The 22,820-nt window shown below is 70.8% G+C and carries 22 protein-coding genes; 17 read left to right on the forward strand and 5 right to left on the reverse strand.

Annotated features, from left to right (window positions below; translation table 11 throughout):
* Window positions 1-83: 83 nt before the first annotated feature.
* Entirely contained in the window at window positions 84-1,700 is a 1,617-nt protein-coding gene (locus tag ACFT4A_RS18600; protein WP_382831385.1) for an FAD-binding oxidoreductase, read from the forward strand.
* 26 nt (window positions 1,701-1,726) lie between these two features.
* Window positions 1,727-2,581, forward strand: a complete 855-nt coding sequence (locus ACFT4A_RS18605) for an aldo/keto reductase (RefSeq protein ID WP_382831386.1) — start codon at window positions 1,727-1,729, stop codon at window positions 2,579-2,581.
* A 232-nt stretch (window positions 2,582-2,813) separates the two neighbouring features.
* Here the strand turns inward: ACFT4A_RS18605 and rfbA are convergent, their stop codons facing one another.
* Window positions 2,814-3,689, reverse strand: coding sequence for a glucose-1-phosphate thymidylyltransferase RfbA (gene rfbA / locus ACFT4A_RS18610; protein ID WP_382831389.1), 876 nt, complete (start codon window positions 3,687-3,689; stop codon window positions 2,814-2,816).
* Between the two features lie 254 nt (window positions 3,690-3,943).
* Between rfbA and ACFT4A_RS18615 the strand changes: the two genes are divergently transcribed.
* Both ACFT4A_RS18615 and ACFT4A_RS18620 read left to right on the forward strand, forming a co-directional pair.
* A complete protein-coding gene (locus ACFT4A_RS18615; RefSeq protein ID WP_031103832.1) occupies window positions 3,944-4,198 on the forward strand; it encodes an acyl carrier protein in 255 nt (84 codons plus the stop codon).
* A gap of 271 nt (window positions 4,199-4,469) precedes the next feature.
* Entirely contained in the window at window positions 4,470-5,240 is a 771-nt protein-coding gene (locus tag ACFT4A_RS18620) for an AfsR/SARP family transcriptional regulator (RefSeq protein WP_184594679.1), read from the forward strand.
* A gap of 69 nt (window positions 5,241-5,309) precedes the next feature.
* Here the strand turns inward: ACFT4A_RS18620 and ACFT4A_RS18625 are convergent, their stop codons facing one another.
* Complete coding sequence (locus ACFT4A_RS18625) at window positions 5,310-6,167, reverse strand: class I SAM-dependent methyltransferase (protein WP_382831393.1); 858 nt, start codon at window positions 6,165-6,167, stop codon at window positions 5,310-5,312.
* Window positions 6,168-6,354: 187 nt separating this feature from the next.
* On the opposite strand from ACFT4A_RS18625, the gene ACFT4A_RS18630 reads away from it, so the two are divergent.
* The 5 genes from ACFT4A_RS18630 to rdmE are packed head-to-tail and all read left to right on the forward strand — an operon-like array spanning window position 6,355 to window position 11,265.
* Window positions 6,355-6,792: an ester cyclase gene (locus ACFT4A_RS18630; protein ID WP_193483074.1), complete on the forward strand. Its 438-nt coding sequence runs from the start codon at window positions 6,355-6,357 to the stop codon at window positions 6,790-6,792.
* Between the two features lie 49 nt (window positions 6,793-6,841).
* Window positions 6,842-7,966, forward strand: a complete 1,125-nt coding sequence (locus tag ACFT4A_RS18635; RefSeq protein ID WP_382831397.1) for a methyltransferase — start codon at window positions 6,842-6,844, stop codon at window positions 7,964-7,966.
* A gap of 4 nt (window positions 7,967-7,970) precedes the next feature.
* Entirely contained in the window at window positions 7,971-8,867 is an 897-nt protein-coding gene (locus tag ACFT4A_RS18640; protein WP_382831399.1) for an alpha/beta fold hydrolase, read from the forward strand.
* A 32-nt stretch (window positions 8,868-8,899) separates the two neighbouring features.
* Window positions 8,900-9,613 carry a class I SAM-dependent methyltransferase gene (locus tag ACFT4A_RS18645; protein WP_382831425.1) on the forward strand — a complete coding sequence of 238 codons (714 nt, stop codon included), beginning with the start codon at window positions 8,900-8,902 and terminating at the stop codon, window positions 9,611-9,613.
* Window positions 9,614-9,669: 56 nt separating this feature from the next.
* Window positions 9,670-11,265: an aklavinone 12-hydroxylase RdmE gene (rdmE, locus tag ACFT4A_RS18650; RefSeq protein WP_382831402.1), complete on the forward strand. Its 1,596-nt coding sequence runs from the start codon at window positions 9,670-9,672 to the stop codon at window positions 11,263-11,265.
* A gap of 110 nt (window positions 11,266-11,375) precedes the next feature.
* Here rdmE and ACFT4A_RS18655 read toward each other — a convergent pair whose 3' ends face one another.
* Window positions 11,376-12,365: a Gfo/Idh/MocA family protein gene (locus tag ACFT4A_RS18655; protein WP_382831428.1), complete on the reverse strand. Its 990-nt coding sequence runs from the start codon at window positions 12,363-12,365 to the stop codon at window positions 11,376-11,378.
* A gap of 195 nt (window positions 12,366-12,560) precedes the next feature.
* Here ACFT4A_RS18655 and ACFT4A_RS18660 point away from each other — a divergent pair, with 195 nt between their 5' ends.
* From ACFT4A_RS18660 to ACFT4A_RS18680, 5 genes are read left to right on the forward strand one after another with little or no spacing between them, the layout of a single operon-like run.
* Window positions 12,561-13,712 (forward strand): hypothetical protein, encoded by a 1,152-nt coding sequence (locus tag ACFT4A_RS18660; RefSeq protein WP_382831405.1) that lies wholly within the window; start codon window positions 12,561-12,563, stop codon window positions 13,710-13,712.
* The gene (locus ACFT4A_RS18665; protein ID WP_382831407.1) at window positions 13,709-14,995 is read left to right on the forward strand and encodes an activator-dependent family glycosyltransferase; all 1,287 of its coding nucleotides are present in this window, start codon (window positions 13,709-13,711) and stop codon (window positions 14,993-14,995) included. Before ACFT4A_RS18660 ends, ACFT4A_RS18665 begins: the two co-directional genes overlap by 4 nt.
* An 11-nt stretch (window positions 14,996-15,006) precedes the next feature.
* Window positions 15,007-16,308, forward strand: a complete 1,302-nt coding sequence (gene rfbH, locus ACFT4A_RS18670; RefSeq protein WP_382831410.1) for a lipopolysaccharide biosynthesis protein RfbH — start codon at window positions 15,007-15,009, stop codon at window positions 16,306-16,308.
* A gap of 7 nt (window positions 16,309-16,315) precedes the next feature.
* Window positions 16,316-17,101, forward strand: coding sequence for an SDR family NAD(P)-dependent oxidoreductase (locus ACFT4A_RS18675; RefSeq protein WP_376388611.1), 786 nt, complete (start codon window positions 16,316-16,318; stop codon window positions 17,099-17,101).
* An 8-nt stretch (window positions 17,102-17,109) separates the two neighbouring features.
* A complete protein-coding gene (locus ACFT4A_RS18680) occupies window positions 17,110-18,468 on the forward strand; it encodes a nuclear transport factor 2 family protein (protein WP_382831413.1) in 1,359 nt (452 codons plus the stop codon).
* 310 nt (window positions 18,469-18,778) lie between these two features.
* Here the strand turns inward: ACFT4A_RS18680 and ACFT4A_RS18685 are convergent, their stop codons facing one another.
* Window positions 18,779-19,510: an SDR family NAD(P)-dependent oxidoreductase gene (locus ACFT4A_RS18685; protein ID WP_382831431.1), complete on the reverse strand. Its 732-nt coding sequence runs from the start codon at window positions 19,508-19,510 to the stop codon at window positions 18,779-18,781.
* A 55-nt stretch (window positions 19,511-19,565) separates the two neighbouring features.
* Window positions 19,566-19,973 carry a nuclear transport factor 2 family protein gene (locus tag ACFT4A_RS18690; protein WP_382831415.1) on the reverse strand — a complete coding sequence of 136 codons (408 nt, stop codon included), beginning with the start codon at window positions 19,971-19,973 and terminating at the stop codon, window positions 19,566-19,568.
* A gap of 165 nt (window positions 19,974-20,138) precedes the next feature.
* Between ACFT4A_RS18690 and ACFT4A_RS18695 the strand changes: the two genes are divergently transcribed.
* Genes ACFT4A_RS18695 through ACFT4A_RS18705 form a run of 3 tightly spaced genes read left to right on the forward strand, consistent with a single transcriptional unit; the run spans window position 20,139 to window position 22,787 of the window.
* Window positions 20,139-20,927, forward strand: coding sequence for a cyclase family protein (locus tag ACFT4A_RS18695; RefSeq protein WP_382831417.1), 789 nt, complete (start codon window positions 20,139-20,141; stop codon window positions 20,925-20,927).
* Between the two features lie 25 nt (window positions 20,928-20,952).
* On the forward strand, window positions 20,953-21,681 hold the full coding sequence (locus tag ACFT4A_RS18700; protein ID WP_189725825.1) for a bifunctional 2-polyprenyl-6-hydroxyphenol methylase/3-demethylubiquinol 3-O-methyltransferase UbiG: 729 nt from the start codon (window positions 20,953-20,955) through the stop codon (window positions 21,679-21,681).
* Window positions 21,678-22,787 (forward strand): DegT/DnrJ/EryC1/StrS family aminotransferase, encoded by a 1,110-nt coding sequence (locus tag ACFT4A_RS18705; protein ID WP_382831420.1) that lies wholly within the window; start codon window positions 21,678-21,680, stop codon window positions 22,785-22,787. Before ACFT4A_RS18700 ends, ACFT4A_RS18705 begins: the two co-directional genes overlap by 4 nt.
* The last annotated feature ends 33 nt before the right edge of the window (window positions 22,788-22,820 follow it).

Raw genomic sequence — 22,820 nt, forward strand, 5'->3', positions numbered from 1 at the left:
GCAGGGGGCCGTGCCGTGAGGGGGGACGCGTCATCGTGCCGTTCCACCCACTCGTTTCTCATCGAAGGGTTGGGTGTTGTGCCATGGGCGGATTCAGTCGCCGCGGATTTCTGAGAACGACCGGGGCCGGTGCCGCGGCGGTCGCCACCACGGGGGCCGCCGCGGCACCGGCCGAGGCCGCGCGGGCCAGGGCCAGGGCCAACGTGTGCGTGCCGGAGTCGCCGGTCACGACGGTCGCCGCCGCCGACCCGCGGTACGGCGAACTGGTCAGCAGGGGATTCAACGCCCGCTTCGTCGGGGCGCCGGACCTGGTGCACGTGGTCCACACGCCGAAGCAGATCGACCAGGTCGTCACGGACGCCGTGGCGGCCGGGAAGCGGATCGCGGTCCGCAGCGGCGGGCACTGCTTCGAGAACTTCGCCGACCACCGCGACGTGCGCGTGCTCATCGACACCTCGCCCATGCGCGCGGTCTACTTCGACAAGGAGCACCGGGCGTTCGCCGTGCAGCCCGCGGCGACCCTGGGCGAGGTCTACCGCACGCTGTTCTACGACTACGGCGTGACCCTGCCCGCCGGGGTCTGCCCGCAGGTCGGGGCCGGCGGGCATGTCGCCGGCGGCGGATACGGGCCGCTGACCCGTCGTGACGGCACCGTCGTCGACCATCTGTACGGCGTCGAGGTCGTGGTGGTGGACGCCAACGGCAAGGCCCGCACCCTCACCGCCACCCGCGAGCGGGACGATCCCCACCACGACCTGTGGTGGGCGCACACCGGGGGCGGCGGCGGCAACTTCGGCATCGTCACCCGCTATCTGTTCCGTACGCCCGGGGCCTCGGGCGACGACCCCTCGGGCCTGCTGCCCAAGCCGCCCACGCGGCTCCGCTCCACCTATGTGACCTGGTCGTGGGCCGATCTCGACCTGGCCAAGTTCACCCGGCTCGTCACCAACTTCAGCAAGTGGTACGAGCAGAACCACGCCGACGCCCGGTACGGCAGCCTCTACAGCACCCTGCATCTCAACACGCACGCGATCGGCTCCATCTCGCTGGACATCCGCTTCGACGGCGGCCGCGCCGACGCCGCCGAACTGATCGAGCGGTACGTCACCGCCGTCAACGCGGGGACCGGGCTGGAGCCGACCGTCGAGCACACGGACGACCTCTGGCTCCAGGCGACCCTCGGGGCGCGCTTCGACACCGGCGGGTACGACCGGCACAAGTCGAAGAGCGCCTATCTCCGGCGGGCCTGGACGCCCGAGCGCATCAAGACCGTCCACAAGCACCTGACCGACCCCGCGTTCGAGGGGTGGGGCGCCGTCGACCTCTACTCGTACGGGGGGAAGGTCAACACCGTGGCGCCCGGGGCCACCGCCGTGCCGCAGCGGGACTCGATCCTCAAGGCGTGGTTCTCCGCGACCTGGATGGATCCGGGCCTCGACGACGTGCACCTGAACTGGATCCGCGAGCTGTACCGGGACGTGTTCCGCGACACCGGCGGCGTTCCCGTGCCGAACGACGACCACGACGGCTGCTACATCAACTATCCCGACACCGACCTGGCCGATCCGCGTTGGAACACCTCCGACGTGCCCTGGCACACCCTCTACTACAAGGACGGATACCGCCGCCTGCAGAAGGTCAAGGCGAAGTACGACCCCCGCGGCGTCTTCCAGCACCCGCTCTCCGTCCGGCTTCCCTGATCCCCGGCTGAAAGGAAACCGTCACCGTGCGACCCGGCCGAGCCGTCGGTACACACATCACCCTGGGAGGCGACCTCACCGTGGGCCGGCTCGGCTTCGGGGCGCTCCGGCTGACGGGCCCCCACCACTGGGGCCCGCCCGTCCGGCCGGACAAGGCCGCCGAGGTGGCACGGTGCGCGGTGGAACTCGGCGCGACGTTCATCGACACCGCCGACGTCTACGGACTGGGCGCCAACGAGGAGTTGCTCGCGTCGGCGCTCCACCCCTACGCGCCGGGCCTGGTGGTCTCCACCAAGGCCGGTGAGGTCCGGCCCAGTCCCCACCAGTGGCGGGTACTGGGCCGCCCCGACTACCTCCGCCAGCAAGCGGAGTTGAGCCTGCGCCGCCTACGCCTGGAGCGCATCGAGCTCTTCCAGCTCCACCGGGTCGATCCCCAGGTGCCGCTGGAAGACCAGGTCGGGGCCCTGAAGCAGCTCCAGGACGAGGGAAAGATCCGCCACATCGGCCTCTCCGAGGTGACGGTGGAACAGATCGAGCAGGCCCGCGCCGTCGCCCGCATCGTGAGCGTCCAGAACAAGTACAACCTCTACGACCGCCGCTACGAGAAGGAACTGGACCACTGCGAGCGCGAGGGCATCACCTTCATCGCCTGGAAACCCCTCGCCGGCACGACCCGCCCGTCCCCGGACAGCGCCCTCGCCCGGGTGGCCACACAGACGGGCGCGACAACGACCCAGGTGGCCCTCGCCTGGCTGCTCCACCGCTCCCCGGTCATGCTCCCCATCCCGGGCACGGCTTCTTTGTCTCATCTGCGGGCCAATATGGCGGCGGGGGAGATCGGCCTTGATGGTGAGCAGATGACCCTGCTTGACGGGGAGTGAGAGGCCGGGGGGGTGAGGAGTCGGGGAATCGCCGGGCTGGGGAATGGGCCGCCGGGGGGGGATCGGAAAGCGAGCTGGCCGCGTATCGAGCGGTTCGGGCGGCGAGTTGGCCGGGCAGCGGGCGGGTCGGAGAAACGGCCGTCGGGGGTCGAGTGCCGGGCGGGGGTCGAGCCGGGCGGGGGTGGCCCGGCCCGGCTCGGCTTGTGTCCTCGGGGGTGTCGGCCCGGCTCGGTCACACGTTCAGTTCGCTTGCCACTGCCATGACGTACTCGCCGTATCCCGAGCGGGACAGCTTCGCGCCGAGGCGGTGGCAGGCGTCGGCGTCGATGAAGCCCATGCGGAGGGCGACTTCTTCGAGGCAGGCGATGCGGACGCCTTGGCGGTCCTCCAGGGTCTGGACGTACTGGCCGGCTTGGAGGAGGGACTGCGGGGTGCCGGCGTCGAGCCAGGCGAATCCGCGGCCGAAGGTGACGAGTTTGGCTCGGTCCTGTTCGAGATAGATCCGGTTGACGTCGGTGATTTCCAGTTCGCCGCGGGCCGAGGGGCGTATTCGGTGGGCGATCTCCACGACGTCGTTGTCGTAGAGATAGAGCCCGGTGATGGCGAGATTCGAGCGGGGTTTTTCGGGCTTCTCCTCCAGGGAGACGAGCCGGCCTGATTCGTCGACCTCGCCCACGCCGTAGCGCTCGGGATCGGTGACCGGATATCCGAAGAGGACACAGCCGTCGATGTCCCGGGAGTGCACGTCCAGGAGATCGTAGAAACCGTTTCCGTGGAAGATGTTGTCGCCCAGGACGAGGGCGACCGAGTCGTCGCCGATGTGGTCGGCCCCGGTGCGGAACGCCTGCGCCAGTCCGTTGGGTACGGGCTGTTCGGCGTAGGTCAGGGAGATCCCCAGGTGGCTGCCGTCACCCAGCAGTTGACGCAGCTGAGGGATGTCGCCGGGCAGGGCGATGATGAGGATGTCCCGGACGTCGGCCAGCATCAGCGCCGAGAGAGGGTAGTAGATCAACGGCTTGTCGTTGACGGGAAGCAACTGCTTCGAAACAGCCAGGGTGATCGGGTGTAAACGGCTGCCATAGCCGCCTGCCAGCACAATTCCTTTCACTGGCTCCTCCTTAGTCTGGGCATTCTCAGCGACAGTAGGCCGGAAGTCTCCCGACAGACAACAATCGCCCCGCCGATATCGACCGCGATACGAGGTGACGCCTCCATGGTCACCTTCTGTTCAAGTCCGCTCGATCGGTTCTCGAGTCTGTTCCTTCCAAACTTGCATAGGGTGCACTTCATGGCCGTTGTTGATCCTGACGGCCGGCACCCAAGGAGCGCGAGGTATCGACCGCAAGGGGAGGAAGAACTGTCGTGGCGGCACTGACGAGCGAGAAACTCTTTGCCATCCTGCGTGAGTGCGCGGGGGAAGAGGAGTCCGTAACCAGCGCGGAAAACGCAGTTGACATGGAATTCACAGACCTCGGGTATGATTCGCTGGCCCTTCTGGAGACCGCGGCCCGGGTCTCGCGCGAGTACGACGTGGAGATCCCCGAAGAGGATCTTTCCGAGGTGACGACCCCCGCCGGGTTTCTGGCCGTCGTGAATACGCTGCTGAAGGTGGCTTGATTCCTACGGCGGCACCCGTCGCACCCGGGTCGTCTTGTTGATTGCGCAACCGGTTTGTTGCTCGCGCAACGAAATTCCCGGCGCTGACAGCGCTTTCCTTTCTGGCGTCACTATGTTCTCCCTGTGGGGAACTTGTGAACGGCCCGAGGCGTTGATGCTCGGTAGACCAGTAGCTTTCTGCGATCTATGGGGGAACGTCGTGAAGCTGGGTGTTTTAGGCCCACTTTCCGTGCAGGTCGAAGGTGATCTGCACACTCCGAGCGCACCAAAGATGAGAAGCGTTCTGGCCACATTGCTGGTGCACGCCGACCAGGTGGTACCCGTGTCGTCACTGATACGCGAACTCTGGGACGAGGAGCCTCCGGTCAGCTGCCTGACCACGCTGCAGACCTACATCCTCAACCTGCGCAAGTTGCTGGCGTCCGCGACGGGAATGACCGCCCGTCAGGTCGCCTCCGAGATCCTCGTGACCCGGTCCGGCGGCTACCTCTTCCGGACCACCCAGGGGGATCTGGACGTCCACCGGTTCCATCAGCTCGTCTCGGACGGACGCCGGGCGCTGTCGTCGGGGGACGACAGCACCGCACTGTCCACCCTCTCCAGCGCGCTGCAGCTGTGGCGCGGACCCGCCCTCGTGGACGTCGTCGCCGGCCGGATCCTCGAAGGGCGGCGCCAGCAGTTCGAGGAGTCCCGGCTGGTCGTCCTGGAGTATCTCGTCGACACCCAGCTGCGGCTCGGCATGTACCGCGAGGTGCTCACCGAGCTCGCCGCCCTGACGGCCGACAACCCGTACCACGAGGGCCTGCACGCCCAGTACATGCGGGCCCTCTACCTCAACGGCCGGCGGGCGCAGGCCCTGGAGCTCTTCCAGCGCCTGCGGGTCAACCTGGTGAACCATCTCGGTCTCGAACCCGGTCCGATGGCCCAGGAGCTGCACCGTTCCATCCTCAACGCGGAGTCGATCGACGCGCAGGGCAACCTCCGCAGGCCCACCGGGGACATCGTGCGCATGTCGTCCTCCGGCGCGGTGCGCGTCTACTGACACCACGTGGAGCCCGGTCCGAGGGGTGGACCGGGCTCCACGTGCTCCGCGGCGGCCGCCTCGGTCGCCTCAGTCCGGGACCGACGCGCTGACGAACCGGACCGGGGTGGGCAGATGGAGCGGGCCCTCGCCGCGCAGCCGGTCCAGCTCGGTGGTCAGACGGTGGCGCAACTGCCGGTTCTCGTACTCCGGGAGGTGCTGCCAGAGCAAGCGCATTCCCTGGGTGTGGGACCAGTCGACCCACGTTTCGCCGTCCGGTGCGCGCAGATCGATGTGCTCGTCGGCGATCTCCACGTCCTCGAATCCGGCGTCGGTCATCGTCCGGGTCAGGTCGCCGGTGTCCTGAAGCCAGCTGTTGAACCGCCGCTTCAGCGCGTCCGGCCGCCAGTCGGCCGGCAGGTTGCGCAGCAGACGCTCGGGGATCAGTTCCGTGAACACCGGCGGCAGGAAGGGAAACGTGTCCTCCGTGAAGACCGGACTGGTGAATGCGATCCGGCCACCCGGCCGCAGCAGGGCCGCGTACCGGGGGAGGGCGGCCGGCGCGTCGGGCAGGAAGATCAGGCTGTAGCTTCCGGTCACCACGTCGAAGGAGGCGGGCGGGAAGTCCGGGTGCTCGCCGTCCATGACCCGGACCTCCACCTGCCGGGCGCCGAGCGCGGCGGCCTGCCGACGGGCCTCCTCGACCATGGCCGGAGCGATGTCGATGCCGAGCACATGGCCGGACGAACCCACCCTCTCCGCCGCCACGAAAAGAGACGCGCCCCGGCCGCATCCCACATCGAGAACGCGCTGCCCGGGCCGCGGATCGGCCCTTTCCACCAGTCGCCGGCCCATCGGTGTGAAGAACTCGACGCCCAACTGGTCATAAGTCGCCGCGGCATTGTTGAACGCCTCGGTGACCGTCGATTTGTACTTCGTCTTGTCCATGGGTCCTCCGGGTGACGAAAGCCGACCCGACCACCCTGACCCGTCCCTCTGAAATGTGAGTCGGAAGGCGCTCGGTGGCCGCTCGAAACCGGCTTGTCAACGGGTCGAGCCGGTGCGGAAAAGGATTGTTGCGGAGAGATGCGGAAGTCAGGATGAACTCATCGACGACCGACAAGGAGTGCCGACCGTGAGCGATCGCATCGACATTGTTCGCCGCATGGTGAACAGCTACAACACCGGAAAAACGGATGACGTCGCCGAGTTCATCCACGAGGAGTACCTCAATCCCGGCGCCCTGGAACACATGCCGGAACTGCGCGGTCCCGAGGCGTTCGCACTCGCGGTGAAGTGGCTGAAGCTCACTTTCTCCGAGGACGCGCATCTGGAGGAGATCGGCTACGAGGAGAAGGGCAGCTGGGTGCGGGCGAAACTCGCCCTGTACGGACGTCAGGTGGGCGAACTCGTGGGAATGCCCGCCACCGGGCGCAAGTTCTCCGGCGAACAGATCCACCTCATCCGGATCGTCGACGGAAAGATCCGCGACCACCGCGACTGGCCCGACTACCTCGGCACCTACCGCCAGCTCGGCGAGCCCTGGCCCACCGAGGAGGGCTGGCGCCCCTGAGCAGCCCGTCTGCCCGTCCGGCACACCGACGCCCAAGGGAAGGAACACGGTGAGCTCTTCCTCACCCGGGGAACCCCTGGAACCGACCGACCAGGACCTCGACGTACTCCTGAAGAACCTCGGCAACCTGGTGACCCCGATGGCCCTGAGGGTCGCCGCGACGCTCCGCCTGGTCGATCATCTGCTGGCCGGAGCCGACACCCTCGCCGGCCTCGCCGACCGTACGGACACCCACCCCCAGGCGCTCTCCCGCCTGGTCAGGCACCTGACCGTCGTCGGCGTCCTGGAGGGCGGAGAGAAGCCGGACCAGCCGCTGCGCCCCACCCGGCTCGGGATGCTGCTCGCCGATGGCCACCCGGCCCAGCAGCGGGCCTGGCTGGACCTGAACGGGGCCGTCTCGCACGCCGACCTGGCCTTCACCGGGCTCCTCGACGTGGTCCGCACCGGCCGCCCCGCCTACGCCGGGCGGTACGGGCGGCCCTTCTGGGAGGACCTCTCGGCGGACGTGACGCTGGCCGACTCCTTCGACGCGCTGATGTCCTGCGACGAGGACCTGGCCTACGAGGCCCCGGCCGACGCGTACGACTGGTCGGCGGTCCGGCACGTCCTCGACGTCGGCGGCGGCAACGGCGGCATGCTCGCGGCGATCGCCCTGCGGGCCCCGCACCTGCGGGGCACCCTGCTCGAACTGGCCGGTCCCGCCGAGCGCGCCCGGCGCAGGTTCGCGGACGCCGGTCTGGCCGACCGGGTCACGGTGGCGGAGGGCGACTTCTTCAAGCCGCTGCCGGTCACCGCCGACGTCGTCCTGCTGTCGTTCGTCCTGCTCAACTGGTCCGACGAGGACGCGCTGACGATCCTGCGCGGCTGCGTCAGGGCGCTGGAACCGGGCGGCAGGATCCTGGTCCTCGACCGTGCCGATGTCGAGGGCGACGGCGCCGACCGGTTCTTCAGCACACTGCTCGACCTGCGGATGCTGACGTTCATGGGCGGACGGGTGCGCACCCGGGACGAGGTCGTGGCCCTGGCCGGAGCGGCCGGCCTCGCCCTGGCCTCGGAGCGCACGAGCGGCTCCACGACCCTCCCGTTCGACTTCTCGATCCTCGAGTTCACGGCCGTCCCCGAGGAAGCGGCCCCGGCCGCCCAGGCCTCCGAAGCCCTCCCAGCACAGGAGTAGACACATGTCCGAACGCATCGTGCCGAGCGGGGACGTCGAGCTGTGGAGCGACGACTTCGGCGACCCGGCGGACCCGGCGCTGCTGCTCGTCATGGGCGGCAACCTCTCCGCCCTCGGCTGGCCCGACGAGTTCGCCCGGCGGCTCGCCGACGGCGGCCTCCACGTCATCCGCTACGACCACCGCGACACCGGCCGCTCCACCACCCGCGACTTCGCCGCGCACCCCTACGGCTTCGGTGAGCTGGCCGCCGACGCGGTCGCCGTCCTCGACGGCTGGGGCGTCGACCGGGCCCATGTCGTCGGCCTGTCGATGGGGGCGACCATCACCCAGGTCGTCGCGCTCGACCACCACGACCGGCTGAGCAGCCTGACCATGCTGCTCGGCGGCGGCCTCGACATCGACTTCGACGCCAACATCGAGCGCGTGATGCGCGGCGAACCCACGCTGGACGGCCTGCCCGGGCCCCAGCAGCCGTTCCTGGACGCGCTCGCCCTGATGAACCAGCCGGCCGAGGGCCGGGCCGCCGAGGTGGCCAAGCGCGTCAGCAAGTGGCGCATCCTCTCCGGCACGGGCGTGCCGTTCGACGACGCCGAGTACGCGCGATGGGAGGAACGGGCGATCGACCACGCGGGCGGCGCCCTCGCCGAGCCGTACGCGCACTACTCGCTGACCCTGCCGCCGCCGGCCCGGGCCGCCGAGCTGCGCGACGTCACCGTGCCGACCCTGGTCATCCAGGCCGAGCACGACCCCATCGCACCCGCGCCGCACGGCAAGCACCTCGCCGGGCTCATCCCCACCGCCCGCCTCGCGGAGATCCCGGGCATGGGACACGCCCTGCCGTCCTCGGTCCACGGGCCGCTCGCCGAGGTCATCCTCGCCCACACCCGCTCGGCGGTCTGACCGTGGCGGACGAGCAGCGGGCGGGAGAGACGATGTACGGGGCCGACCTCGCGCGGGTCTACGACCTGGTGCACCGCGAGCGCGGCAAGGACTACCGCGCCGAGACCGAGGCGGTCGCCGCCGCGGCCCGGCGGAGCAGGCCCGGCGCCGGACGGCTGCTCGACGTCGCGTGCGGCACCGGAGGGCATCTGCGGCACTTCGCCGACCTCTTCGACCACGTCGAGGGAGTGGAGCTGTCCGCGCCCATGGCCGAGGAGGCCCGGGCCGCGCTGCCCGGGGTGAGCGTGCACGCCGGCGACATGCGCGACTTCCGCCTCGGCACCACCTTCGACGTGGTGACCTGCATGTTCGGCTCCGTCGGCTATATGACGTCGGTCGCCGAACTCGGGCAGGCGCTGACGATGTTCGCCCGGCATCTGGAGCCGGGCGGGGTGGCCGTGGTCGACCCGTGGTGGTTCTACGAGACGTTCGCCGACGGCCATGTCTCCGCCGACATCGTCACCGTCGACGGCGTCACCGTCTCCCGGGTCTCGCACTCCGCCCGCCGGGGCCGTACCTCGCACATGGACGTGCACTTCGTGGTCGCCGAACCCGGCGCCGGAGCCCAGCACTTCGTCGACACCCACATCATCTCCCTGTTCAGCCGCGCCGAGTACGAACAGGCCTTCCGGGAGGCGGGCTTCGAGGTCGAGTACCTGCCGGAGGCGCCGTCGGGCCGGGGGCTGTTCGTCGGCGTCCGGGTGTGAACCGGCCGACTCGCAAAGACCCCAGAGAACGAAGCGAACGACGAGAGAGGAGCAACATGAACGACCACGAGGTCGATGTACTGGTGGTGGGTGCGGGCCTCGGGGGCCTGTCGACGGCGATGTTCCTCGCCCGGCAGGGCGTCCGGGTGCTTGTGGTGGAGCGCAGGCCGGGCCTCTCGCCCTATCCGCGGGCCGCCGGGCAGAACCCGCGGACCATGGAACTGCTGCGCATCGGGGGCGTCGCGGACGAGGTGGTCCGGGCCGACGACATCCGCGGCACCCAGGGCGACTTCGTCATCCGGCTCGCCGAGAGCGTGCGGGGCGAGATCCTGCGGACCGTCTCGGAGAGCTTCGACGACATGGTCGCCGCCACCGAGCCGTGCACACCGGCCGGCTGGGCGATGCTGTCCCAGGACAAGCTGGAGCCGATCCTGCTCGCGCAGGCGCGGGGGCACGGCGGATCCATCCGCTTCGACACCCGGCTGCTGTCGTTCCGCCAGGACGACGACGGAGTCACGGCCCGGCTGGCGGGGCCCGACGGCGAGTACGACCTGCGCGCCGGGTATCTCGTGGCCGCCGACGGCAACCGCAGCCTGGTGCGGGAGTCGCTGGGCATCGAGCGGTACGGGCACGGCACGCTGACCCACATGGTCGGGATCATCTTCGACGCCGACCTCTCCGGGATCATGGAGCCGGGCACGACCGGCTGGTACTACCTCCACCACCCGGAGTTCAAGGGCACGTTCGGGCCGACGGACCGGCCCGACCGGCATACCCTCTTCGTCGAGTACGACCCCGACCAGGGCGAGCGCCCCGAGGACTTCACACCGGAGCGCTGCGTCGAACTCATCGGCCTCGCCCTGGACGCCCCCGAGGTGAAGCCCGAGCTCGTCGACATCCAGGGCTGGGAGATGGCGGCCCGGATCGCCGAACGCTGGCGCGAGGGGCGGGTGTTCCTGGTCGGTGACGCGGCGAAGGTCACCCCGCCGACCGGGGGCATGAGCGGCAACGCGGCCGTCGCCGACGGGTTCGACCTGGCCTGGAAGCTGGCGGCGGTGCTGCAGGGGCAGGCCGGGGCGGGGCTCCTCGGTACGTACGAGGACGAGCGCAAGGTCGCCGCGGAGCTGGTCGTGGCCGAGGCGCTGGCGATCTACGCGCAGCGGATGGCTCCGCACATGGCGGAGGTGTGGGACAAGTCGGTGGGGTACGCCGAGACGCTGCTCGGGTTCCGGTACCGGTCCTCGGCGGTGCTGGCCGCGGACGACGATCCGGCGCGGGTGGAGAATCCGATGACGCCGAGTGGTCGTCCCGGGTTCCGTGGGCCGCATGTCCTGGTGTCGCGGCACGGGGAGCGGCTTTCCACGGTGGATCTGTTCGGCGACGGGTGGACGCTGCTGGTGGGGGAGTTGGGGGCGGAATGGGTCGCGGCGGCGGAGGCGGTCTCGGTGGAGCTGGGGGTGCCGGTGAGCGCCTATCGGGTCGGGGCGGGGCTGACTGATCCCGAGAGTGCGGTGTCCGAGCGGTATGGCATCGGGAAGGCGGGGGCGAGTCTGGTGCGGCCGGACGGAATTGTGGCTTGGCGTACGGATGAGGCGGCGGTTGATGCGGCTCAGACTCTCGGAGGGGTTCTGCGCAGGGTTCTCGACCGCTGAAGGAATGGCTTCGCGCCCCGCCTGAGGATGTGGCGGGGCGCGGTGTCGTGGGCGGGTGCGGGGCGGTGGGGGTTGTTCGCGCAGCTCCCCGCGCCCCTAGAAGCAGGGCGTTAGCTCAGGCCCGTGGCCGGGTTCGCCTTGGGGTCGCCGATGAGTTTGGCTGCTCGGCGGACTCGGTCGAGGAGCAGGGCCTGGCGTTGGATCGCCGACATGTCGGCCAAGGGGCCGCCGCCCGTGAGGGCCGCTCGGACGAAGGCGTCCATCGCGTTGAAGACCTGGTTGTCCTCGGGCAGCGAGCGCTCCGTCACCACGTCCTGCTGCTCGATCCTGACCACCGGCTTCAGCTGCTCCGGCGGGGTGAAGGCACGCCGGACGCTCACCCGGCCCCGGTTGCCCCACAGGGCGTAGGTCGAGCGGTAGGAGTGCTCGAAGCCGAAGTCCAGCTGGGCCGTCACGCCACGGTCGTCGCTCAGCAGCACGCTGCCGGCGACATCGGCCCCGGTCGCCTCGTCGACGCGCAGACACGCCCCGAGGACATCGAGTTCGCCGGTGAGGTAGAGCTGGGCAGCCCGCAGGGGATACACCCCGACGTCGAGCAACGCGCCTCCGCCCAGGGCCGGCTGGTACCGGAACGAGTCGGGTGCCAGCGGGGGCACCGCGAACGACCCCGAGAACTGCCGCAGTTCTCCCACGGACTCATCCAGCATCGCCCGTACCGCAGCATGCTGGGAATGGTGCAGGAACATGAAGTTCTCGGCGAGCACGAGTCCGAGTTCCGACGCGGTCGACATCAGCTCGAGAGTTTTCTCGTACGTGTCCGACATCGGTTTCTCGACCAGCACGTGCTTTCCCGAACGCAAAGCCCGTAGCGCCCACTCGTGATGCATGCCGGGCGGCAGCGGAATATAGACGGCGTCGAGGTCGTCCCGCTCGACGAGTGCCGCGTAATCCCCCACGCCCGCGCAGCCGAAAGCGGCCCCCACTCGCTCGGCACGGGCCTTGTCCCGGCTGGCCACCGCGACGAGGTCGACGTGGTCGTGCGCGGCGAGCACGGGCATGATCCGGCGTATCGCGATGTTCGCCGTGCCGATCACGCCCATGCGGAGCGCCCGTTGCTGACGGTGCTCTGGCATAGGGATCCTCATCACCTTGCGGGAGTCCAGTGGGTTCCCCACCGTACGACCGGGAGATCAAGCACTGCTTGAGGAACGGTGGATACGGAAAACGGCAGTTCGAGTGTTCTTCTAATTCGGCCCCGTACCTTGCCGAGGTAATCGGATGACGGAGGTGGCGGGGTGACGGCGGCGACGAATGCCCTGGGGCGCGAACTGCAACTCGTCCACGCGGCACAGTGGCTCTACGCGATCAACGCGGAGCCGTTCGTACCGGGGGCGGGTGACCCGTATGCCCGGCTGGTACGGGGATTCGAGAGCGGCGAGGACGACGCGGGTGGAGCTCTCACCTCGATCGCGGAGCGGGGGCCGGTGTGGCGCAGCCGGCTCGACACCTGGGTCGTCACCGGCCCCGCGGCGGTGCGGGAGTTGTCCGCCGGCGCGGAACCCGCGGTGTCGGCCGCGGTGCCGCAGGCGGAGGCCTGGCTGCCCGATCCGGAGCGGCAGCGCACGACGGGACTCGCCCGGGGCCTGGCGCGGCGGGGCGGGACGAGGGCCGTGGGGAGGCTGGCCGGATCGTTGCGGGAGCAGGCCGGGCAGGCCGCGGCGCGGCTCGGCCCGGGCCCGGTCGACCTGACGGCGGACTTCGCCGAGCCGCTGACCGCGGCCGCCTACGCCGCGATCCTGGACGTCCCCGAGGAGCGGCGCGCGGCCTTCGCCGCCGACCTCGCCGCGGCCGCCCCGGCCGTGGACGCGCTGCTCTGCCCGCAGACGCTGGAGACGACACGGCGGCTGGCGGCGGGCGTACGCGGACTGCGGGAACTCTTCGCCGGGCGCGCCCACGCGGAGGCGGACCTGGTGCTCGCGGTGGCTGGGGCCCGGGCCGCGGCGGACCTGCTCGGAGACGCGCTGCGCGGCCTCCTCGACCGGCCGCGGGAGTGGGAGCCGCTGCGCTCGGACCCCGCGTACGCGGCCCGGCTGGTCGCGGAGGTCCTGCACCAGCGACCGCCGTGGCGGGCCTGCCCCCTGGTGGCCCTCGCCCCGGCCGAGGTGGCCGGCACCCGTATCGAGGCCGGTGACACGGTCACCGCCATCACGACCACGGCCACCGTGCCCGACGGCGACACCGTCAAGACCCCCACCCCCCTGCCCGTGGCCGCCTGCGCCACCCTGCTCCCGGCCGCTCGGGCGCTCGCCGAGCACGCGCTGGTGGCGCTGGCCGCGCGGTTCGCGGTGGTGCGGCCGGACGGCGAGCCGGTGCGGGTGCGCCGGGCGCCCCTGACCCGGCGCCTGGTCAGGCTGCCGGCCCGAATCGGCGAGGAGGAGACGCGATGAAGGTTCTGTTCACCTCACTGGCCCACCACACCCACTACTACCCGCTCGTGCCGCTCGCCTGGGCGCTGCGCACCGCGGGCCACGAGGTGCGGATCGCCAGCCAGCCCGAACTGACCGACGTCATCACGGGTACGGGACTGACCGCCGTCCCCGTGGAGTGGTCGCTCGGCGCCCTGGAGGACCTCGGGCTGCTCGGCAAGCTCCACGACGAGGCCTCGGCCCATGTGCAGGGTTTCGACTACGCCGCCCGGGGCGAACACCCCTGGGACTACGAGCAGTTGCTGGCACTGGAGAACATCATGGTGCCCACGCTCTACGGCGCGCTCAACAACGACACCATGGTCGACGCCCTCGTGGACTTCGCCCGCTCCTGGCAGCCCGACCTCGTCGTCTGGGAGACCTTCACCCTCGCCGGGGCCATCGCGGCCCGGGTGACGGGCGCGGCGCACTGCCGGCTGGTCTCGGGCCCCGACATCAGCGTGCGGGCCCGCAAGGAGTTCCTGCGGCTGGCCGCCGAGCAGGAGCCGGAGCACCGCGAGGACCCCACCGCCGAGTGGCTGGAGCGCACGCTGCGGCGGCTGGGATCCGACGCCGGGTTCGACGAGGACATGGTCACCGGCCAGTGGACCGTCAACACCACACCGCCCAGCACCCAGCTCGACCTGAAGCTGCCGACCGTGCAGGTGCGCCACGTGCCGTACAACGGCCCCGCGGTGGTGCCGGACTGGCTGCGGGCCGACCCCGGACGCAGCCGCGTCTGTGTGACGCTCGGCTCCTCGGCCTCCGACGTCGGCGTCGACATGGCCGAGCTCCTGGCCCATCTCGCGGAGCTGGACGCGGAGATCGTCGCGACCGTCGACGAGGCGACCCGCGAGGCGGCCAAGGATCTGCCGGACAACGTCCGCCTGGTCGACTTCGTCCCGCTCAACGACCTGCTGCCCACGTGCGACGCGATCGTGCACCACGGCGGGGTCGGCACCAAGGCGACGGCCGAACTGCACGCCGTGCCCCAGCTGATCCTGGCCTTCGGCTGGGACACCGAGGTGATGGGGCGCGGGCTGGAGGACATCGGTGCCGGCCTGTGCGTGCCGAGCGCCGACCTGCTTCCGGACGTCCTGCGCAAGCAGGTCCAGCGGCTGGTCGGCGAGCCGTCGTTCGCGCGGGGCGCCCGCCGGCTCCAGGAGGAACTGCTCGCGGTGCCCAGTCCCAACGAGGTCGTTCCGGTGCTGGAACGGCTGGTCGCCGAGCACGGCACGCACGGCTCAGTCCACGACCGAGGGTGAGGGATCCAGACGTGACGGACACCAAGGCGCTGGTGCTGGAACTGGCGCGCAAGTACCACAAGGAACAGGAATCGCGCGCGTTCGAGCCCGGGGTCACACCGATCTGGTCCTCGGGCGCGGTCCTCGACGAGGAGGACCGGGGCGCGCTCGTCGAAGCGGCCCTGGAGATGCGGATCGCCGCCGGGGCGCGCACCCGGAAGTTCGAGAGCGATTTCGCCCGCTACTTCCGGCTGCGCAAGGCCCACATGGTCAACTCGGGATCGTCGGCCAACCTGCTGGCGGTCAGCGCGCTCACCTCGCCGAAGCTGAAGGAGCTGCGGCTGCGCCCCGGCGACGAGGCCATCACGGTCGGCGCAGGCTTCCCGACCACGATCAACCCGCTCGTCCAGAACGGCCTGACACCGGTCTTCGTGGACATCGAACTGGGCACCTACAACGCTTCCCTGGCCCAGATCGAGGCGGCGCTCTCCCCGCGCACCAGGCTCATCATGATCGCCCACGCCCTCGGCAACCCGTTCCCCGTCGCCGAGGTCGCGGAACTGGCCCGCCGGCACGATCTGTTCTTCATCGAGGACAACTGCGACGCCGTCGGCTCCACCTACGGGGGCAGGCTCACCGGCACCTTCGGCGACCTGTCGACGGTGAGCTTCTACCCCGCCCACCACATCACCGCCGGTGAGGGCGGCTGCGTCCTCACCGCGAGTCTGGAACTGGCCCGGATCGTCGAGTCGATGCGCGACTGGGGCCGGGACTGCTGGTGCGAACCGGGCACGGACAACACCTGCCTGAAGCGGTTCGACTACCAGCTCGGCACCCTCCCGGCCGGCTACGACCACAAGTACATCTTCTCCCACGTCGGCTACAACCTGAAGGCCACCGACCTCCAAGGCGCCCTGGCCCTCAGCCAGTTGAAGAAGGTCGACGACTTCGGCGCGGCCCGGCGGCGCAACTGGCAGCGGCTGCGCGACGGTCTGGCCGACGTGCCCGGACTGCTGCTGCCGCGGGCCACCCCGGGCAGCGACCCCAGCTGGTTCGGCTTCGCCCTGACCGTGCTGCCCGACGCGGGCTTCACCCGCAGGGACCTCGTCGACTTCCTGGAAGGCCGCAGGATCGGCACCCGCCGGCTGTTCGGCGGGAACATCACCCGCCATCCCGCCTACCAGGACGTGCGCTACCGGATCGTGGACGAGCTGGTCAACTGCGACACCGTCACGGAGGACACCTTCTGGATCGGCGTCTATCCGGGGCTCACCAAAGAAATGCTCGACTACGTCGTCGAGTCCATCACCGAGTTCTGCACGCGAAAGGGCTGATCGGAGCATGTCCTCACCCACCAGCCGGGTCGCCGTCGTCACCGGTGCCACCAGCGGGATCGGCCTCGCCGTCACCCGGTCCCTGGCCGCCGTCGGCCACCGCGTGTTCCTCTGCGCCCGGGACGCCGACCGGGTCGCGCTCACGGTCAAGGAGCTGCGCGCCGAGGGCCACGACGTGGACGGCGCCGCCTGCGACGTACGGGAGGTCGCGGAGATCGAGGCGCTGATGTCCGCCGCGGTCGAGCGCTACGGGCCCGTCGAGGTGCTCGTCAACAACGCCGGCCGCAGCGGCGGCGGTCCCACGCACACCATCGCCGACGAGCTGTGGGACGACGTGATGGCCACCAACCTGGACAGCGTCTTCCGCGTCACCCGCGCCGCCCTGACCACCGGCCGGATGCGCGAGGGGAGCTGGGGCCGGGTCGTCAGCATCGCCTCCACCGGCGGCAAGCAGGGCGTGGTGCTGGGCGCCCCCTACTCCGCCTCCAAGCACGGGGTCGTCGGCTTCACCAAGGCCCTGGGGCTGGAGCTGGCCAAGTCCGGGATCACGGTCAACGCGGTGTGCCCCGGCTATGTGGAGACGCCCATGGCGGTGCGGGTCCGGCAGGGCTACGCCGCCGCCTGGGAGACCACCGAGGAGGAGGTGCTCGACCGGTTCCAGGCGAAGATCCCGCTCGGCCGGTACACCACGCCCGACGAGGTGGCGGGCATGGTCGGCTATCTGCTGACCGACGCGGCCTCATCCGTCACCGCGCAGGCGATCAACGTCTGCGGCGGGCTGGGAAACTACTGAGGAGAGCCATGTCGGACGAGACCGTGCACACCACCGTCCACGAGATCGAGGTGCGGGCCCCGGCCGAGGCCGTGTTCGACCTGGTCGCCGAGGCCTCCCGCTGGCCGGTGCACTTCCCGCCGAGCGTGCACGTCGAGCGCCTTGAGGGCGACGACCGGCAGGAGCGGCTGAGGATCTGGGCGACGGCCAACGACGAGGTCAAGAGCTGGACCTCGCGCCGCGAACTGGACCGGGCCGGATTACGGGTGACGTTCCGGCAGGAGGAGTCGCGGACGCCGGTACGGAGCATGAGCGGCGAGTGGCTGCTGGAGCCGCTCGGCGACCGGGGGACCCGGGTGCGGTTCACCCACGCGTTCACCGCCGTCGACGACGCCCCCGAGCACGTCGAGTGGATCCGCCGGGCCATCGACACCAACACCGGGTCCGAACTGGAGGCCCTGCGCCGGGGCGTGGAGGACGCGGACCCGGAGCTCACCTTCACGTTCGACGACAGCGTGCGCGTCGACGGCTCGGCGAAGGACGCGTACGAGTTCATCCGCGCGGCCGACCGCTGGACGGAACGGCTGCCGCACGTCGCCCGGGTCGTCCTCACCGAGGACACCCCGAACGAGCAGATCCTGGAGATGGACACGCGCACCGCCGACGGCGCGACCCACACCACCCGTTCGGTGCGCGTCTGCTTCCCCGCCGAGCGGATCGTCTACAAGCAGATCCAAACACCCGCGCTGATGGCCGCCCACACCGGCGAGTGGATCTTCGAGGAGGACGACAAGGGCTGCACGGTCACCTCCCGGCACACCGTGCGGATCGCGCCGGACGCCGTGACCAGCGTCCTCGGTCCGACGGCGGACGTGGCCGCCGCCCGCACCATGATCCGTGAGGCCCTCGGCCGCAACAGCCTCACGACCCTGCGCTGCGCGGCCGACCACGCCGAGCGGCTGCGCGGCACCGACCCTGTCCCCGCCGAGACGTATGTCGCCGTGCAGCAGTTCTACGCCCGGCAGATGCGGCTCCTCGACGAGCGGCGGGCCGAGGAGTGGGCCCGTACGTTCACCGAGGACGGCGTCTTCGCGCAGAACATCGCCCCCGAGCCCCTGCGCGGCCGGGACGCCGTCGCCGCGGCCGTACGCCGCAACCTGGAGCGGACGGCGGACACCCCGGAGCAGCGGCGGCATGTCTTCTCCATGCTCACCGTCGTATCCGGGCCGGACGGCTCCCTGAGCACCCGCTGCTACGCACAGGTCCTGGTCACCCCGGCCGGAGGACCGGCCAGGCTCCACCTGAGCGCGGTGTGCGAGGACGAACTGGTGCCGCACGGCGACGGCTGGCTGGTGCGGCACCGCAGGGTCGAGCACGACGGCGTCTGAGCCGCCCGCCCGCCGGGCACACACGACGACGGGCCGCACCCATCGAAGGTGCGGCCCGTCGGCGTACGGTCCGGATGTCCGTGAGTTTCCGGGCGGCGGCGAGGCCCGGTGTCCGCGCGGCACTCGGCGGCGGCCCGGAAGGCCGTGTGGCCTGGCGGCCCGCGCCCCGGCTGTCCGTAGGTCCGGGCGGCGGCGAGACTCCGGTGCCCGCGCGGCACCCGGCGGCGGCCCGGACCTCCGTGTGGCCTGGCGGCATGCGACCCGGCTGTCCGTGCCGCCAGGCTGTCCGCGCCGTCGGGCGAGGGAGCGGTCAGGTCAGGGAGAGGCCGCCGTCGACCGGGACGACCGCGCCCGTCATGTAGCGGCCCTCGGGGTCGGCCAGGGCGGTGATCCACCAGGCCACGTCCTCGGGCGTGGCGACCCGGCCGAGGGGGATCCGGTCGGCGAGCTGGCCCAGGAACCCCTGGTACTCCTCGGCGGACATGCCGACGCGCTCGCCGATGCCGGTGTCGGTCACGCCCGGGGCGACCGACACCACCCGGATACCGCGCGGCGCCAGCTCGACGGCCCAGGTGCGGGTGAAGTGGTTCAGCGCCGCCTTGGTCGCCCAGTAGACCGAGTTGTCGGGGAACCCCTGGATGCCCAGCGAGCCGGCCGAGCTGACGTTGACGATGGTGCCGCCGGTCGCCTCCAGGGACTCCAGCGCGGCCTGCGCCACGAAGGCCGGGGCGATCAGGTTGACGGCGACCTGGTGCTCGGTCGCGGCCCGGTCGAGTTTGGCGAGCGGCGCGAAGGAGCCGGTGCCGGCGTTGTTGACCAGCACGTCCAGCCGCCCGAACGCCCGCAGCGCGGCCTCCACCACCGCCTCGCCGGCGCCCGGCTCGGTGATGTCCGCGACCAGGGTGCGGATGCTCTCGTGGCCCTCGGCCGTCTCGTCGAGGGCGGCTGCGGTGCGGCCCACGACCAGGACGCGGTCTCCCCGCCCCGCGAAGCGGCGGGCCGTCGCACGGCCGATTCCGGTGCCCCCACCAGTGATGATCACAGTCCTAGGAGTCATGCCGGGACGCTACTGACGAGGGCTCGAAGCCGGGTCGAGGTCAGTCCGCCGGCCGGTCGTCCCGGGTGATGTGCCGCTCCGCCACGAGCAGTTCGCCGTCCCGCCGGACCAGCCGGTCGCGCATCACGCAGGACAGCTCCACGCGCGGGGAGCCGCCGCGCGGGGTCGCGAGGATCTGCACGTACGAGACCGTCTCGATGCCGTCCCCGGTGTCCCGGGCGGTCGTCATGGTCACCCAGTGCCGGTGCGTCTCCCCGGCCGCGGCCCGCCCCTCGACCGCCGCCCGCGCCCCGGCGGCGATGCCGTCCCGGCCCCGCACGGGCTCCGTCATCGACGGGGCCTTGAACTCGGCGTCGGGCGTGAACGTACCGGCCCACGCCTCGGCGGCACCGCCGTCGAGCAACTGCATGTGGCGGGCGTAGAACTGCTGGATGTCGGTGCTGTTCACGAACGGCCTCCCCGGCGACGGTCCCACGTGTCATGCCCGACCCTGGCGCACCCCTGTCGCACGTCTGTCGAATCCCGCTCGAGACGGCCGCCCGGTCGTCGAGCGGTCTTCCAATGCCTTCCGAGCGGCTGCGGCCAGGCTGGCTTGGTCGTCCAGGAGGTGACCGTGCGCATCATTGACCTGTCCTCGCCGGTGGACGCCGGCTCGTTCGAACCGGACCCGGTGGTCCACGAGGTGATGTCCCCACGCGAGGGCGCGCTGCACATGCGCGACGAGATGCGGCGCCACTTCGACATCGAGTTCGACCCCGACGACCTGCCCGACGGCGAGTTCCTCTCGCTGGACCGGCTGAGTCTGACCACCCACACCGGCACGCACGTCGACGCGCCCTCGCACTACGGCTCCCGGACGACGTACGGCACCGGCGTGCCCCGGCACATCGACGCGATGCCGCTGGAGTGGTTCCTCGCCCCCGGGGTCGTCCTGGACGTCCGGGGCCGCGAGGCGGGTGTGGTCGACGCGGCGGACCTGCGCAAGGAAATCGACCGGATCGGCTACACGCTCGCCCCGTCCGACATCGTGCTCCTGCACACCGGCGCCTCCGCGTGGTCCGGCACCAGCCGGTACTTCACCGACTTCGTCGGCCTCGACGCGAGCGCCATCGCCTTCCTGCTCGACGCGGGCATCCGGGTGGTCGGCACCGACGCGTTCAGCCTGGACGCGCCGTTCACCACGATCATCGCCGAGTACCGGCGCACCGGGGACCCCGCCGTGCTCTGGCCGGCCCATGTCGCCGGACGCCACCGGGAGTACTGCCAGATCGAGCGGCTCGCGGGCCTCGACGAGCTGCCGGCGCCGTACGGCTTCCAGGTGGCCTGCTTCCCGGTGAAGGTCGCCGGCGCCGGGGCCGGCTGGGCGCGCGCGGTCGCCCTCGTCGACGACCAGGCCCCCTGACCAGCCCCTGACCCGAGGAGAAACCATGTACAGCACCGACCTCGCCGAGGTCTACGAGACGGTGTACCGCAGCCGGGGCAAGGACTGGGCGGCGGAGGCCGAGGACATCGCGGCCGTGGCACGCCGGCACGCCCCGGGCGCCGACACACTGCTCGACGTGGCCTGCGGCACCGCCGCCCATCTCGGCCCCTTCAGCAAGCTCTTCGCCACGGCGGAGGGCCTGGAGATCGCGGCGCCCATGCGTGATCTGGCACTGGAGAGGTGGCCCGGCCTGACCATCCACGAGGGCGACATGCGCGACTTCGACCTCGGCCGCCGCTACTCCGTCGTCACCTGCATGTTCTGTGCCATCGGCTATCTGGGCAGCGTCGAGGAGATGCGCTCCGCCGTGGCCTCGATGGCCCGTCACCTCGAACCGGGCGGCGCGCTGGTCATCGAACCCTGGTGGTTCCCCGAGCAGTTCAAGGAGGGGTTCGTGGCCGGGGACCTGGCCCGCGAGGGCGAGCGGACCGTCGCCCGGATCTCCCACTCCACCCTCCAGGGACGTGCCACCCGGATGGAGGTGCAATTCCTCGTCGGCGAGCCGTCGGGCATCCGGACCTTCACCGAGATCGACGTACTGACCCTGTTCACGCGAGAGGAGTACGAGCAGGCGTTCAAGGACGCCGGCTGCTCCGTCACGTACCAGCCGGGCCCGCCGACCGGCCGCGGCCTGTTCACCGGAGTCAAGGAGCGGGAGGTGTCCGGGCGATGACCACCTACGTCTGGGACTATCTGCGGGAGTACGCCGAGGAGCGCGAGGAACTCCTCGACGCCGTCGACACGGTGTTCCAGTCCGGTCAGCTCGTCCTCGGACAGAGCGTCTCCGGCTTCGAGCAGGAGTTCGCCGCCTACCACGGGCAGCCGCACTGCGTCGGCGTCGACAACGGCACCAACGCCATCGTCCTCGGCCTCCAGGCGCTCGGCGTGAAGCCGGGCGACGACGTGCTCACGGTGTCCAACACGGCGGCCCCCACGGTCCTCGCCATCGACGCCGTGGGAGCCCGGCCGGTCTTCGTCGACGTGCGCGAGGAGGACTACCTCATGCGCACGGACCTGCTCCACGACGCGCTCACCGAGCGGACCACGGCGATCGTGCCGGTGCATCTGTACGGGCAGTGCGTCGACATGGCCGCGGTGACCGCGTTCGCCCAGCGCCACGGCCTGAAGGTCCTGGAGGACTGCGCCCAGGCCCACGGCGCCCGCCACCACGGCCGGCTCGCCGGGACCATGGGCGACGCCGCGGCCTTCTCCTTCTACCCGACGAAGGTCCTCGGGGCGTACGGCGACGGCGGCGCGGTCGTCACCCACGACTCGGGCACGGACGCGGAGCTGCGACGGCTGCGCTACTACGGCATGGAGGACCGGTACTACGTTGTCCAGACTCCCGGGCACAACAGCCGCCTCGACGAGGTCCAGGCCGAGATCCTCCGCCGCAAGCTACGGCGCCTCGACACCTACGTCGAGGGCCGGCGGCGCGTGGCGCGACGCTACGCGGAGGGGCTGGGGGACACCGGCCTGGTCCTGCCCGCGAACGCGCTGGGCAATGATCACGTCCACTACGTCCACGTGGTCCGCCACCCCGAGCGGGACCGGATCATCGAGCGGCTCAAGGCGTACGACATCGAGCTGAACATCAGCTACCCCTGGCCGGTGCACACGATGTCCGGCTTCGCGCACCTCGGCTACCACGAGGGCGATCTGCCGGTGACCGAGCGGCTGGCGAAGGAGATCTTCTCGCTGCCGATGTACCCCTCGCTGCCGCGGCACGTCCAGGAGAAGGTGATCGAGGCGCTGCGCGAGGTGATCGCCGGCCTGTGACGCCGTGCCCTGCGCGGAAACGCCGTGTCCCGG

Source organism: Streptomyces sp. NPDC057099 (assembly GCF_042671245.1).
Classification (GTDB): Bacteria; Actinomycetota; Actinomycetes; order Streptomycetales; family Streptomycetaceae; genus Streptomyces; species Streptomyces purpurascens.